General features: G+C 47.7%; 11 protein-coding genes. 3 read left to right on the top strand and 8 right to left on the bottom strand.

Annotation, left to right across the window (positions count from 1 at the left end):
• Nucleotides 1–15: 15 nt before the first annotated feature.
• A complete protein-coding gene (locus FTT68_RS03055) occupies nt 16–2,766 on the bottom strand; it encodes an autotransporter assembly complex family protein (RefSeq protein WP_180175195.1) in 2,751 nt (916 codons plus the stop codon).
• Between the two features lie 177 nt (nt 2,767–2,943).
• Here FTT68_RS03055 and FTT68_RS03050 point away from each other — a divergent pair, with 177 nt between their 5' ends.
• Both FTT68_RS03050 and coq7 read left to right on the top strand, forming a co-directional pair.
• Nucleotides 2,944–4,263, top strand: coding sequence for an MFS transporter (locus FTT68_RS03050; protein ID WP_180175194.1), 1,320 nt, complete (start codon nt 2,944–2,946; stop codon nt 4,261–4,263).
• A gap of 4 nt (nt 4,264–4,267) precedes the next feature.
• On the top strand, nt 4,268–4,903 hold the full coding sequence (coq7, locus tag FTT68_RS03045; RefSeq protein WP_005178679.1) for a 2-polyprenyl-3-methyl-6-methoxy-1,4-benzoquinone monooxygenase: 636 nt from the start codon (nt 4,268–4,270) through the stop codon (nt 4,901–4,903).
• Nucleotides 4,904–5,072: 169 nt separating this feature from the next.
• On the opposite strand, the gene FTT68_RS03040 is transcribed toward coq7, so the two are convergent.
• From FTT68_RS03040 to FTT68_RS03025, 4 genes are all read right to left on the bottom strand, one after another.
• Nucleotides 5,073–5,510: a 2-amino-4-hydroxy-6-hydroxymethyldihydropteridine diphosphokinase gene (locus tag FTT68_RS03040; protein WP_005178682.1), complete on the bottom strand. Its 438-nt coding sequence runs from the start codon at nt 5,508–5,510 to the stop codon at nt 5,073–5,075.
• Complete coding sequence (gene folB / locus FTT68_RS03035; protein WP_005178686.1) at nt 5,467–5,847, bottom strand: dihydroneopterin aldolase; 381 nt, start codon at nt 5,845–5,847, stop codon at nt 5,467–5,469. Before folB ends, FTT68_RS03040 begins: the two co-directional genes overlap by 44 nt.
• A 117-nt stretch (nt 5,848–5,964) precedes the next feature.
• A complete protein-coding gene (locus FTT68_RS03030; RefSeq protein WP_016659087.1) occupies nt 5,965–7,263 on the bottom strand; it encodes an AarF/ABC1/UbiB kinase family protein in 1,299 nt (432 codons plus the stop codon).
• 59 nt (nt 7,264–7,322) lie between these two features.
• Complete coding sequence (locus tag FTT68_RS03025; protein WP_180175193.1) at nt 7,323–8,096, bottom strand: HesA/MoeB/ThiF family protein; 774 nt, start codon at nt 8,094–8,096, stop codon at nt 7,323–7,325.
• 294 nt (nt 8,097–8,390) lie between these two features.
• Here FTT68_RS03025 and FTT68_RS03020 point away from each other — a divergent pair, with 294 nt between their 5' ends.
• Nucleotides 8,391–8,891, top strand: a complete 501-nt coding sequence (locus FTT68_RS03020) for a pyridoxamine 5'-phosphate oxidase family protein (protein ID WP_005178694.1) — start codon at nt 8,391–8,393, stop codon at nt 8,889–8,891.
• A gap of 181 nt (nt 8,892–9,072) precedes the next feature.
• On the opposite strand, the gene FTT68_RS03015 is transcribed toward FTT68_RS03020, so the two are convergent.
• From FTT68_RS03015 to FTT68_RS03005, 3 genes are all read right to left on the bottom strand, one after another.
• Nucleotides 9,073–10,713, bottom strand: a complete 1,641-nt coding sequence (locus FTT68_RS03015) for an AMP-binding protein (protein ID WP_180175192.1) — start codon at nt 10,711–10,713, stop codon at nt 9,073–9,075.
• 298 nt (nt 10,714–11,011) lie between these two features.
• Nucleotides 11,012–12,148 carry an acyl-CoA dehydrogenase family protein gene (locus FTT68_RS03010; protein WP_005178699.1) on the bottom strand — a complete coding sequence of 379 codons (1,137 nt, stop codon included), beginning with the start codon at nt 12,146–12,148 and terminating at the stop codon, nt 11,012–11,014.
• A 178-nt stretch (nt 12,149–12,326) separates the two neighbouring features.
• Complete coding sequence (locus FTT68_RS03005) at nt 12,327–13,097, bottom strand: 3-hydroxyacyl-CoA dehydrogenase (RefSeq protein WP_005178702.1); 771 nt, start codon at nt 13,095–13,097, stop codon at nt 12,327–12,329.
• Between the last annotated feature and the right edge of the window lie 17 nt (nt 13,098–13,114).

Genomic DNA, 13,114 nt, shown 5'->3' with positions numbered 1-13,114 from the left:
CTCTAAATCTTAATTTTATAATTGCGAGCCAATAAAGAAATGCAGACGAATTGGATGATTCTCATCCGAAATGCCCGAAGCAACATCGACCCGAATTGGGCCAATCGGTGATGCCCAGCGTACCCCTAAACCGACACTGTATTCGGTCGGATTGCTAAAATCGGCATCATAGGCATTACCAAAATCGCTAAAAATTGCTGCGCGCCAACCGTCCCTGAATTGATAGTTATATTCCAGTGAGCCCACCCCAAGTGCTTGTCCACCAATTTTAAAGCCATCAATTTGCGGAGACAGGCTCTTAAAGTCAAAACCGCGAATGGTCTGATCCCCACCGGCAAAGTAACGCAGATTATAAGGCACTTTGCTAAAATCTTCGGTCACGATATAACCCAAATCGGCACGACCGACAAACTGATGATCGTTATTTTCACCCAGAGAATAAATAAAACGCCAGCCGGCATTCAAAATTGCCATATCGGCATCGGACAACAGGCTTTCACTGCCAAGTTCAACTTTATAAATCTGCTTGAAACCACGGGTCGGATTGACACGCGGGCTGCTGTCGGTGCGCGACAGTTCATAACCGAACAGTAAAGACTGCTGTTCGGTGGAACCATTACCAATAAAGGCGTCAGGAATCTTGTCAATATCGACCACACCGTTCTGGGTTAAACGGTCCAGACGGTAACGCAGACCATAAGCATGTTGCCAGCTGCCACGCGGGTTTTTAATAATCCGGTCGGCGCCGGCCACTGCCGATTCAATTAACAGGTCATTGCCGGCAGAAACATCACTACGCTCTTCACGTTCATAACCGGCCACCAAGGTAATATAGTCATTCAGTGGATGATTATAAGGAATGCTATAGCGGCCATCTAAAGACTGGCGGATTTCAGACAGTTCCAGGTTGGCATCGAAGGAGTGACCACGACGGTTAACAATGGCCCGGCGATACTGGCCGCGTACACGCATTCCGGTATCTGTACCATAACCGGCACCGACTTCTGCACTGTTCAGCTTATCGGCGTTCAAAGTCACAATCACCGGAATTTTCTTTTCCAGACGTGCCTGTTCTTTTAGCCGCTCTTCTTCTGATTGCTGGGTTTCCTGTTCGACCCGCAGCTGACGGATGTTTTCATTCTGCTCGGCTTCCTGAGTGCCGGCAAACTGGTCTTCATCCACCACTGACTGGGTCACTTCTTCAGTCGAGCTTAAATCTTTCTGGTCCTGAACCGGCTGGAAGTCTTCAGCGGAAAGTTTGCGCTGATCAACCAGGGCCTGAATATCCGGTGGCAACTCTGTTGGGCGTTCCAGCGGATCGGGACGCATGGTATCGACCAACGTATAGTTAAAATAACGTGAGTTGGTCAGGTTATTGGCCAGACCGTTGACCCGCCAGAAAGTATAATCGGCGCCATCTTCCCACGGCACCATGCTTTCCAGAATATCCATATCCAGAGGAAATTCTTTGCTCGGATCGCTCATCCGGAACTGGGCCGGCCCCAACGTATAACGCTCGCCGGTTTCATAGCGCAGATTAATATCGGCAGTATTTTGCGGCTGCGCCACTTTCACGTCATGCAGGCGCCAATAGCCATCAAAGAAACCGTTATTGGAGGCAGCATCATTAATCCGGGTTTTGGTCTCTTCATACAGACCGTGGTGAAACACATCGCCCACATCCTGATCGGGCAGGACGCGAATTACCTGGAACTGTGCCAGATTCTCACCTGGGCCGCTAAATTCAATATTCTGCTCCTGCACACGCACCGGTGTATTTGGTGTGACCAGAACCCGCACCCGGCTGTCATTCAGCTTTTCAAACTTGAATTCGGCATGATAAAAGCCGACGGCCTGTGCCGCCTGATTAGATAAAGAACGCAGCTGTGGTAAAGCCGAGGGAAAATCGGCAAAAGATTCCTGGGTAAAACTGGACAGTTTGCCGCGCACATTGGCACGCAGATTTTCCAGTGCCGTGGCATAGGCCTCTGCGGAAACTTCACCACTATTTTCGGCGCCGGTAATCACCACATCGGCACTAATCCGGGGCACCCGTGCAGTATTTAACTCACGCGGTGGACGTACCTTATACAGCAAGCGCCGGAAAAACCCCGGTTTATCGGCATCGGCCACTTCTGTATTCAGGCCCAATTCAGTCAGGGTTCGGCCGGAGGTATTCGCTTCCACCACAATCTGGCTGTCGGCGCGAATACTGTCCATGAGCTGGTCGACATTGACCGGAGACTGGTTAATTTCGGCCAGTTCCTGCTGGGTGGCATCATTAATCAGTACTTCGGTATTCTGCTCGGCGCGATACTGGCGTGCTTCCTGTTTGGCCTGTTCAGCGATCTGGAAAATTTCTGCAGCCATATTGGCATCGACTGGCAATACCGGTAAATCATCCAGGTTTTCCAGTTCAATTGGCTGAAAGGCGGCTATCGGTTCACTGCTATTTTGCTGCTGTTGCAACATCTCCAGACTGTCCGGCTCAGTGCTGGGCACCTGAAAATTTTCAATTTTTTCTAATTCTTCAGGGGTATCTTTACCTTGGCTGAGCGCCAGATCACGAATTTCCTGCTTCATGTCGGCGGATGCGACCGGATCGCTCGCCGGTTCCGCCACTGCGGGAGGATTTTGACTAAAGCCCTGCTGTGCGACTAAACTTAAAAAGATGCTCAGACAAAGTTGTCTGGAATGCCTCCACTGAATTATGGCATGCATACTGTTAGACAGCGCAGACTTTTTAAAAGTTCGGTTCACAAGCATAGAAAACTCTAAATTTAATCTTTTTAATGGAAAAATCCGCAATGAAATGTTCGCTAACAGACTCTAATTTATTGGATTTTTTCAACAGTGAAAATACTGCAAAATATCATACATGATTTTCGGGCAATTATATCAATTGGTCACATTTCTTAATAAAACTAATGAAGTCCACTTCTTATGGAAAAAAATGAAAATTTGCTAGCCACACGACGCTTCTTGCCCATGTTCTGTACCCAGTTTCTGGGCGCGCTGAATGACAACGTGTTTAAGCAGGCTTTGCTGCTGGTGATTACCTATGGCTGGATCAGTCAGCAATCTGGCAGTATCAGCACCCTGAATAATCTGGCAGCACTGCTGTTCATTTTGCCCTATTTTATTTTCTCGGCCACAGCCGGACAAATTGCCGATAAATATGAACGCTCGCAGCTGGTGCGTTATTTAAAACTGCTGGAAATTGCGGTGATGTTACTGGCCACGGTCGGCTTCCTGATTGGCAACTTATGGTTGCTGATGTTTGCCCTGTTTTTAATGGGTACCCAATCGACCTTTTTTGGTCCCATCAAATATGCGATTTTGCCAGAAATCCTGAAACCGAATGAGTTGATGTCGGGAAATGCGCTGTTCCAGTCCGGCACCTCAATTGCCATTCTGGTCGGGATGATTCTAGGCGGCGCGGTGATTTCCCTCTCCGCTGGTAATTTACTCTGGATCAGCCTGACCGTGCTGGCTATTGCCGTGGTCGGTTATCTTGCCAGCCGTTTTATTTTAAAACAGCCGATTGCTGCACCGAAGTTACAGGTGGACTGGAACTTTTTCCGTACCAGTATTCAAACCTTAAAATATGCCAAAAACCTGCCGCTGATTTTTCTGATTTTACTCGGAAACTCCTGGTACTGGTTTTATGGCGCGACGTATCTGACCCAAATTCCGCAGCTGACCCAGCAAAACCTGCATGCTTCTGAAAATGTGGTCAGCTTATTGCTAACTTTCTTCTCGGTCGGGATTGGTGTCGGTTCATTACTCTGTCGTAAAATTGGCGGTACCGAGGTAAATATCAAGATGGTGCCGATTGGTGCAGTCGGTTTAACCGTATTTGCGTTTTATCTGGCTGCTGCACTGGCCTTTGTACCACCACAAACTGGTGAACTACTGGGCTTAAGCGAAGTCTTTCAGCAAGGCTGGAGTTATTATCATGTGATGCTAGCCGTGACCTTGCTCGGTATTAGTGGCGGTTTTTATATTGTGCCCCTATATGCCATGATGCAGGCCTATTCACCGCGCTCGCATCGTGCCCGGGTGGTGGCAGCCAATAACATTTTAAATGCGATTTTTATGGTTTCTTCAGCCATCTTCTCGATTATTATTTTAAGCGTGCTGCAAATTGACCTTAAAATTCTGTTTTGTATTACTGCTGTTTTAAGCGCCATATTCACCATCTGGCTCTTGTTTAAACTCAAGTCTATGCTTGATACTGCAGCAGACCCTCTGGAGGATTAAATTCATGCGTCATTACACCGGTCTCGACAAGTTTATTCATTCATTTGATCAGGCCTTACGCAGCCTGGTTCCGGGTGTCACCTCGGCTCAGCGCGATAATCCTGGGCAAAATACTCCAACTCAATTAGCAGTGAGTGAAGCGCGTCATGTGGCGGGATTAATGCGGGTCAATCATAGTGGTGAAGTTTGTGCGCAGGCGCTGTATCATGGTCAGGCACTGACAGCGAAGCTCCCGAATGTACGCCGCGAAATGGAACAGGCCGCCATTGAAGAACAGGATCATTTGGCCTGGTGTGAAGACCGTTTAAAAGAACTGGATAGCCATACCAGCCTGCTCAATCCGGTCTGGTACGGACTATCTTTTGGCATGGGCGCTATTGCCGGAATTGCCGGAGACAAATATAGCTTAGGTTTTGTCGCTGAAACTGAGCGTCAGGTCAGCCTGCATTTAGAAGATCATATTCGTCAATTGCCAGCACATGATGAACGCTCGCGCAAAATTCTGGAACAAATGAACGAGGATGAGCTGCATCATCGTGATACGGCGCTAAATGCAGGTGGGGTTGATCTCCCTGCGCCTGTACGTATTGCTATGACCGGTATTTCAAAACTGATGACCAAGACTAGTTATTATATTTAAGCGTTTTATCTTCATCATGTTTGATGAAAGATTCCAAAAACAGCCTGCATCCTCGCAGGCTGTTTTATCATGCGTGTGCAAGCTTAAGTAAAATCAACACGACCAATTTATCTACTTAATTTAAAAAGCCCGGTATAAAAACCGGGCTTGCTGATAAATCATGTCATCTTCACGCTGAACATTGAATTACAGGAAATGGATGGGGCTGATGAGCAAATGCCGCATTGTGCCACAGCTCGAACATCGGGATTTTCACATCCAGAGCCAGCGGTAATTTCTTTGGATTAAATTGCATTTGCTCCAGGCTTGTCCCCCAAGCAATTAAATCCACATCTAAACTGATTTGATGTGAAGGTCGTACCCGCCCGGAATCTGCTTCTAACTGTTTTAGCAAGGCCAGAATCTGCTCGACACTGTGTTCACTCTTGAGCAGACAGGCGGCATTCCAGTAATCCGCACCAATCCCATCCCGGCACGGAATCAGATAAATCGAGGAACACTGCAAACGCCCCAAACGCGACAGCGCAGCAAATGCCTGTTGAAAATGCTGTTCAGGATGAGAATTACTCGCCAGTGCTAGGGCGAAAATCGTTTCGGTGGCGTTCAAGACGAATTCCTACAGATTGGGCTTGCGGGATAATGGCAGGCTTGCGGATGCTAATCATAATCGATTCAACTGTAGGATAGTGAGCAAAAAGTGCATCCAGCACCAGCTTTGCTGCATGTTCAATCAATTTTGGCTGAGCGGCCTGAATCACTTGCGCAGAAATTTCGCAAATTTCGGCATAGTTCAGGGTATCTTCCAGTTCATCAGAACAGGCAGCCTGCTCCAGACTGCATTGAATGGTTAAGTCCAGCAGCAAAGGCTGAATAATCTGACGCTCCCAGTTAAAACAGCCCACCACTGTTTCGACCTTTAAGCCTTCAATAATAATTGCGTCCATCGGATTACTCGGGCGTGTATAACGTGAATCATCGCCTGCTTGCTACATCAGCATCACGTGTGTCGCTTTGCGATGTAGCAGCAGCTTGTTATATAAAAGCTGGGCGATGTCTATAAATTAATGTTTGAGCAGCAGATTTGGGTCCATACTTTGTACCATCTGCAAGCGTTGGTCGGCATAAATGTCGGTATACGGCGCCAGGATACGCATGAAACGGTCAAAGTACAGCATTTGCTTGAACAGCAGCGCGAAATCACGCGGGAAACGGATGCCATGACGTTCACCAACCGCCACCATATCCATCATGATGTCATTTAAATCGGCCGGATTTGAACTGAGGATTTCCTGTGGATCGGCCAGCAATACACCACTAAACAGACGTTCCAAATCTTGCGCCAGCACTTGGGTGTTAATCTGGGTATCGGTCATGCCCATTTTCAGCATGTTTTCCGCCATCAGCGTGTAGTCGGTATTCTGCAAGGCATCCATAAAGGCGATACAGGCCGTCCAGACTTCAGGCTTCAGCTGCCCGACAATCCCAAAATCAATAAAACCGACGCGGCCATCTTCCAGCAGCATCAGGTTGCCAGCATGCAGGTCGGCATGGAAACTGTTACACATCATCAGGCTGCCAAACCAGGTATTCATGGCGGTAATTAACACCTGCGACGGGTCTTTGGCATACTGTTTTACCACTTCAAAATCGGTTAAAGGCACCCCGAAAAGACGCTGCATGGTCAACACCCGGCGAGTGGAATACTGATGATAAACCTTCGGCGCTGTTGCAGCCTGATTCTGGGTCAGGTTCAGATAATTGACAAAATCATCCAGGTTTTTGGCTTCTTCAATAAAGTCGACTTCGCGCACCATACGGACTTTAATTTCTTCGACAATATCAGCCAGAGAGGCGAATTTTACTTTTGGTACGGCTTTTTCCAGCAGCTTGGTGGCCCAGTGCAGCACATTCAGGTCAGTATATAAAATGGTTTCCACACCCGGTTTCTGGACTTTAATCACCACATCTTCGCCCGAGACCAGCTTGGCAGCATGCACCTGGGCAATGGAAGCCGAAGCCAGCGGGGTTTCATCAATCGAGGCAAAAATTTCGCCTAAATCACGCCCGGCGAATTCTGAAGCCAGCACCTGCTGTACATAGCTAAACGGCAATGATGGAGTTTGATCTAAACAGCCCTGAAACTCTTCCACATACTCACGTGGAAACAAGGACGGCGTGCTGGCAATAAACTGTCCCAGCTTGATATAGGTTGAACCGAGCGATTCAAAGGTTTCACGCATCAGTTTGGCGTTGCTGGGTTTTTCAGTCGCATATTTCAGGCCGGCTTTGGCCGCCACGACCGCCGTTTCGCCCATACGCGCCACGGAACGAAGGCCATCTAACCAGATATTGTTTTTCATAATGTCTTCGATGAAATTAAATTTGAGTCAGTGTAGCAAAAAATTGATGTCAGATAGATTTATCTTGCCTGACAGCATGGGCAATTTCGGTCTTTTTCAAATGCCAGCAGGCGCTGTTTTAAACTCAGCCCATCCCAGAGCAGCAGCTTCTGTTTTAACGCAGCAATTCCCAGTCCTAAATAGATCAAGGTATGATGCGCCTGTAAACTGGCCATCACATTCGGAGTCGTGGCCAGCACACCGGAATCGGTGCAGCGCAGGCTTTCATTGGCCTGATCTTCTTTTGGAAACAGGCATTCATAACAAGCCGAATCGCCTTCCACCATAAACAGCTGGCCCTGAAAACCAATAGCCGAGGCGCTAATCAGCGCCACCTGATGCTGCACACAAACACGGTTGACCAGATAGCGGGTACTGAAATTATCGCAGCCATCCAAAACCAGATCCTGCTGGGCAATCAGTCCGATAGCATTGCTGTCATCCAGTTTGGCTGTGATGGCATGTACCTGAATATGCGGATTAATCTTTTGCAGACGCTTGGCCAGAATGTCGGCCTTATAGAAGCCTAAATCTTCTGCGCTATAGGCAATTTGACGTTGCAAATTACTGATTTCAATCGTATCGGCATCAATGAGGGTGATTTTTCCGACCCCGGCGCGCGCCAACAGTTCGGCACTGCTACAGCCGATACCACCACAGCCGACAATCAGCACATTGGCCAGTTTTAATTTTTCCTGCGCTTCGATATCCCAGCCATCCAGCAAAATCTGGCGACTATATAAATGCATTTCTGCATCGCTCAGTTCCTGCCAGTTATCCTCAAGTGTCACCATTTATCTTCCTGTTTTTTGCTGGCTATAGTGTAATTCGATTGATTTTTTTTAACAGCCTTACCCACTGTTTTTTCGGTGTTCGCCGCCCTTCGTTTTATGTATAACCTCTTGGTCTGGATGATATGTAAACAACTGTCTTGCTTGATGCGCTTTTGTTGAGCGCAGATATTGTTTTACCCTGAATCTGTATGAGTTAGGTGAGACCGCTACGCGAAGCACAAAAATCGTTTTACTCTGCTTGTGAATGAGTTCTTTTGCGTAAAAGCGCATTTACTGACATCAGGAGCAAAGCACATGAACGATCAACATAACCGCGACAAATTATGGGAACTGATTAAAGATGTACGCTTCACCATGATCAGTCACCACACCGAAACCCAAGAAATTCATGCACAGCCAATGACCATGCTCAATTCTGAAAAGCTGCATGAACGTCAGAATTTGTATTTTATTTTGCGTGACAGCAATGATCTGGTTACAGCAGTGACCAGCGGCCGTAACCAGATTGGTCTGGCGTTCTCCAAACCCTCAGACGGGATTTATGTATCGATGAGTGCACATGCGCAAATCAGTACAGATCGTGCCCTGATTGATCAGCTCTGGAATCCATGGGCGGAAAACTGGTTTAACGGCAAGGATGATCCTTCGGTGCGTGTTCTGGTGGCAGAAGCGATTAGTGCCGAATACTGGAATGTCACCGACAATAAAGTCACCCAGTTATTTAAAGTACTGAAAGGCAATCTGACCGGTAAAACTGGTGAACCCAATTCTGAACACCAGAAAATGGATTTATAACAGCCACATATACGCCTTGAAATAGCCATAAAAAAAGTCACGCTTTGACCTGTATTTTGCCGATTCTTGCGTGACTTTTTATAGATAAAAATAAAACTGATGAAAATCAATATCAAGAAACCAAATGTAATGACATACAAATTACATAAATTAAATAATTTTAATTGTCTTCTATCTCCTCTTAACTGACTTTTTCCAACAGTATCTGTTTATCAATTTCCTGCTGCTTAAGGATATTGCGTTGAATCTTGCCGCTGGAGGTTTTGGGTAAAGCCTCGACAAATTCAATTTCTTTCGGATAAGCATGTTTGGATAAACGTGAACGCACATAATGCTGTAGTTTTTGTTCCAGTGCCGGACTTGCAGCAAATTGTGCTTTTAGCACCACAAAGGCTTTAACGATTTCAGTACGCGCCGGGTCCGGTTTACCGACAACCGCTGATTCCAGCACTTCCTCACATTCCAGCAAGGTGCTTTCGACATCAAACGGTCCGACCCGATAACCTGAAGTTGTAATGACATCGTCTGCACGCCCAATAAAATCAATTCCGCCCAGCTCATTTAAACGCACCGTATCACCGGTTAAATAGTACTGGCCCACAAAGGATTTACGGTTATGTCCGGCATAGCCTTTAAACCACATTAATGGAGATTGTGATTCATCCAGCGCCAGCGTGCCAATTTCACCCGCGGCAACTTCCTGATGCTGTGCATTTAATACCGCAAAACGATGTCCCGGAATGGCATAACCGGCCGAGCCCACTTTTTTGTGATGTTCCAGCGCATGATGATTGGCAATCACCATGCCCAGTTCAGTTTGTCCGTACTGATCGTAAACATTGACCTCGAGATCCTGTTTAAACCAGTGAATAACTTCTGGGGTTAGTGGCTCACCGGCACTGCTGACCACGCGCAAGGTTTTAGGTACACCGGCAAATTTTTCTTTAAAGCCAAAGAACATACGAAAGGCTGTTGGCGAACCGGCCAAATTGCTGACCTGATATTTTTGAATGACTTCCAGTGCATGATCGACACTAAATGGTCGTTCATCCATGATAATACTATGCCCCAGACTGAGCGGCCCGGTAATGCCATAATACAGCCCATAAGCCCAGCCCGGATCGGCCAGATTCCAGAACGAATCTTCAGCACGTAAATCCACCGCATGCTGCATATAACCTTTAAAGGCCAGCAAGGCTTTTAAAGGCACCGGTACCGATTTTGCCAGACCCGTAGTACCCGAAGTAAACATCATCAGGAAGTCATCTTCAAAGCTGCGCAGTACCGGCTCAAAACTGGCAGAATGCTGATTCAGCTGCTGCCAGAAATCGGCATCACCTGTTCCAGCCGCTTCAGCACCGACGGTTAATATACCAATCTGCTGCAATGAACTGAGTTTGGCGCGTTGCTCGGTATGGGTCACAATAAACCGGGTATTGGCAACCTCCAGCCGGTGTTCAATCGCTTTCGATTCAAAGGCTGTAAATAGCGGCTGATAGACCGCGCCCATCCGCCAGGTGGCCAATACGGTAATCAGTAATTCCGGAGTACGTGGCAGCAGACCGGCAATACAGTCGCCTGCTTTTAAACCCATGGCCTGAAAATAATTGGCCAGCTTGCCCAAAGCCTCAGCCAGCTGATCAAAGCTCCAACGAGCTGATTCACCCTGCTTACCTTCCCAGATCAAAGCGGTGTGCTGCTGTCCAGAATATCGGCCACAGCATTCGGTATAGGCATTCAGTGCCTGTGCCGTTCCCTGTAACTGGGTAGCAATCAGTTGTTCCAAATTAAAATCTTGATAGGCGTCTTGCAACGTTTTCATGGGGGCAACCTCTTATCCTTCGGGGCGATTAATCTGCAAAAACATCCGTATTGCAGAACGTGTTCCTTGTTGTTTTCATGCCATCGGGCTGATGGTCTGCAGTCCATCCGACTGCAGGGTTATTTCTTATACGGCTATTTTTAGATTGTACCCATGCAAAGCGGTCTTCACATGGGAGATGGGTTAGATGATGAATAACATCTTATGCTTCAGTTCAGCATAAGGAGGGCACCACTGCAATTTCCATTGGCCTCAATCGTGATGCCGTGTTTGGACATATTGCTGTATCAACGCCGGTTTAAGACTGGGTCACAGCCCGGGCAATCACCAAACGCTGAATATCCGAAGCGCCTTCATAAATCTGGCTAACCCGAACATCGCGGTAAATCCGTTCTACCGGGAAGTCGGACACATAACCATAACCGCCATGAATCTGGATGGCATCGGAGCAGACGCGCTCTGCCATGGTTGAAGCAAACAGTTTGGCCATCGAAGCCTCTTTTAAACACGGTAAACCGGCATCTTTTAAGCTGGCTGCATGCAAAATCAACTGACGCGCCGCTTCAATTTGCGTGGCCATATCGGCCAGACGAAAAGCCACTGCCTGATGTTGCACGATCTCAACCCCAAAGGCTTTACGTTCATTGGCATATTCCACGGCGGCATCTAAAGCAGCACGCGCCATCCCCACCGATTGGGCAGCAATCCCGATCCGGCCTGACTCCAGATTGGACAAAGCAATTTTATAGCCTTCGCCTTCCTGACCGAGCAGATGATCAGCTGGAATACGGCATTGATCCAGCACAATAGTCGCCGTATCGGAACAATGCTGCCCCATTTTGTCTTCTAAACGCGACACGATATATCCGGGGTTCTCGGTCGGGACCAAAAAGCAGGAAATGCCTTTTTTGCCAGCAGATTTATCGGTCACAGCAAAGACCAAAGCCAGCTGGGCGTGTTTACCGGTGGTAATAAACTGCTTAGTGCCATTTAATATCCAGCTGTCACCATCACGTTCAGCCTTGCATTCGATGGCACTAGCATCGGAACCGACTTGCGGTTCGGTCAGGCAAAAACAGCCTAACCATTCACCGGTCGCCAGTTTGGTCAGATAATGCTGTTTTTGCGCTTCAGTGCCATAACGCTGAATGATGCCGCACGGTAAAGAGTTTTGCACACTCACAATCGTCGAAATCGCACCATCTCCTGCGGCAATTTCCTCTAAAGCCAGCACCAGCGAGATATAATCCAGACCGGCACCACCCCACTGTTCCGATACAGTCATACCCAGTGCACCTAAAGCGCCCAGCTCTTTCAGTTCCTGTGCCGGAAACTGTGCGGTTTTATCGCGTTCGGCTGCGGTCGGTTTCAATTTCTCCTGCGCATAGCTACGCATCATGTCCTGAACCATTTTTTGTTGTTCATTTAAAATCATTGCTTTCTCGTTCTCATTACGTTGGATTCGGCTGAAGTACGCTGGCTGATCTAAAAACTTGGGGGATGGTCTAGCTGCAGCATCAGCACGACAACCAGACCAGATGGGTTTATCTTATTTTTATTTACTTAGGCTATTTATTTAACCCAGCAAAGGGCTGCTTTTTTAAGCATTGTACTTATTTAGGCTGCATCCGGATCGCACCATCCAGACGAATCACCTCACCATTCAAATAGCCATTTTCAAAAATCTGTCCTACCAACTGGGCAAATTCATGTGGCTTAGCCAGACGCGGTGGATATGGCACCATCTGCCCCAAAGCATCCTGCACATGCTGTGGAAAGGCTTTCAGCATTGGTGTTTCCATAATCCCCGGTGCAATGGTCATCACGCGGATCGATTCACGGGCCAGTTCACGCGCTAGCGGCAAGGTCATCGCCACAATCGCACCTTTGGACGCAGAATAGGCCGCCTGACCAATCTGTCCTTCATACGCCGCCACTGAAGCGGTATTGACAATTACACCGCGCTCTTCTTCACCAGCTTGCAGTTGATATTTGGCCATCAGCTGCGCAGCAAAACGAATCATGTTAAAGCTGCCACTGACATTAATGTCCAGCACTTTCTGGAACATGCTTAAGCTATGTAAGCCTTCTTTGCCCAGCACTTTGGCTGAAGGTGCGATGCCGGCACAGTTGACCAGACCATTTAACTGGCCATAGTGCTGCTCAATCTCGGCAAAGAATTGCTCTACCGCGGCTTCATCGGTCACATCCAGCGCCTTAAACTGGGCTTTTTCACCCAATTGCTGTGCCATTTGCGTACCCAGCTCCTGATTCATATCGACCAGAATGACATTGGCCCCCTGCTCCACCAGATACTGTGCAGTAGCAGCGCCCAAACCAGATGCACCACCGGTAACCACACATACTTTTCCTTGAATCTTCATTTTATTTTCCCAAATAG

The sequence above is a fragment of the Acinetobacter sp. Q85-2 genome, assembly GCF_013420555.1.
GTDB lineage: Bacteria > Pseudomonadota > Gammaproteobacteria > Pseudomonadales > Moraxellaceae > Acinetobacter > Acinetobacter indicus.
The sequence above is the reverse complement of the archived record's forward strand: the minus strand, read 5'-3'. Positions and strand labels throughout refer to the sequence as shown.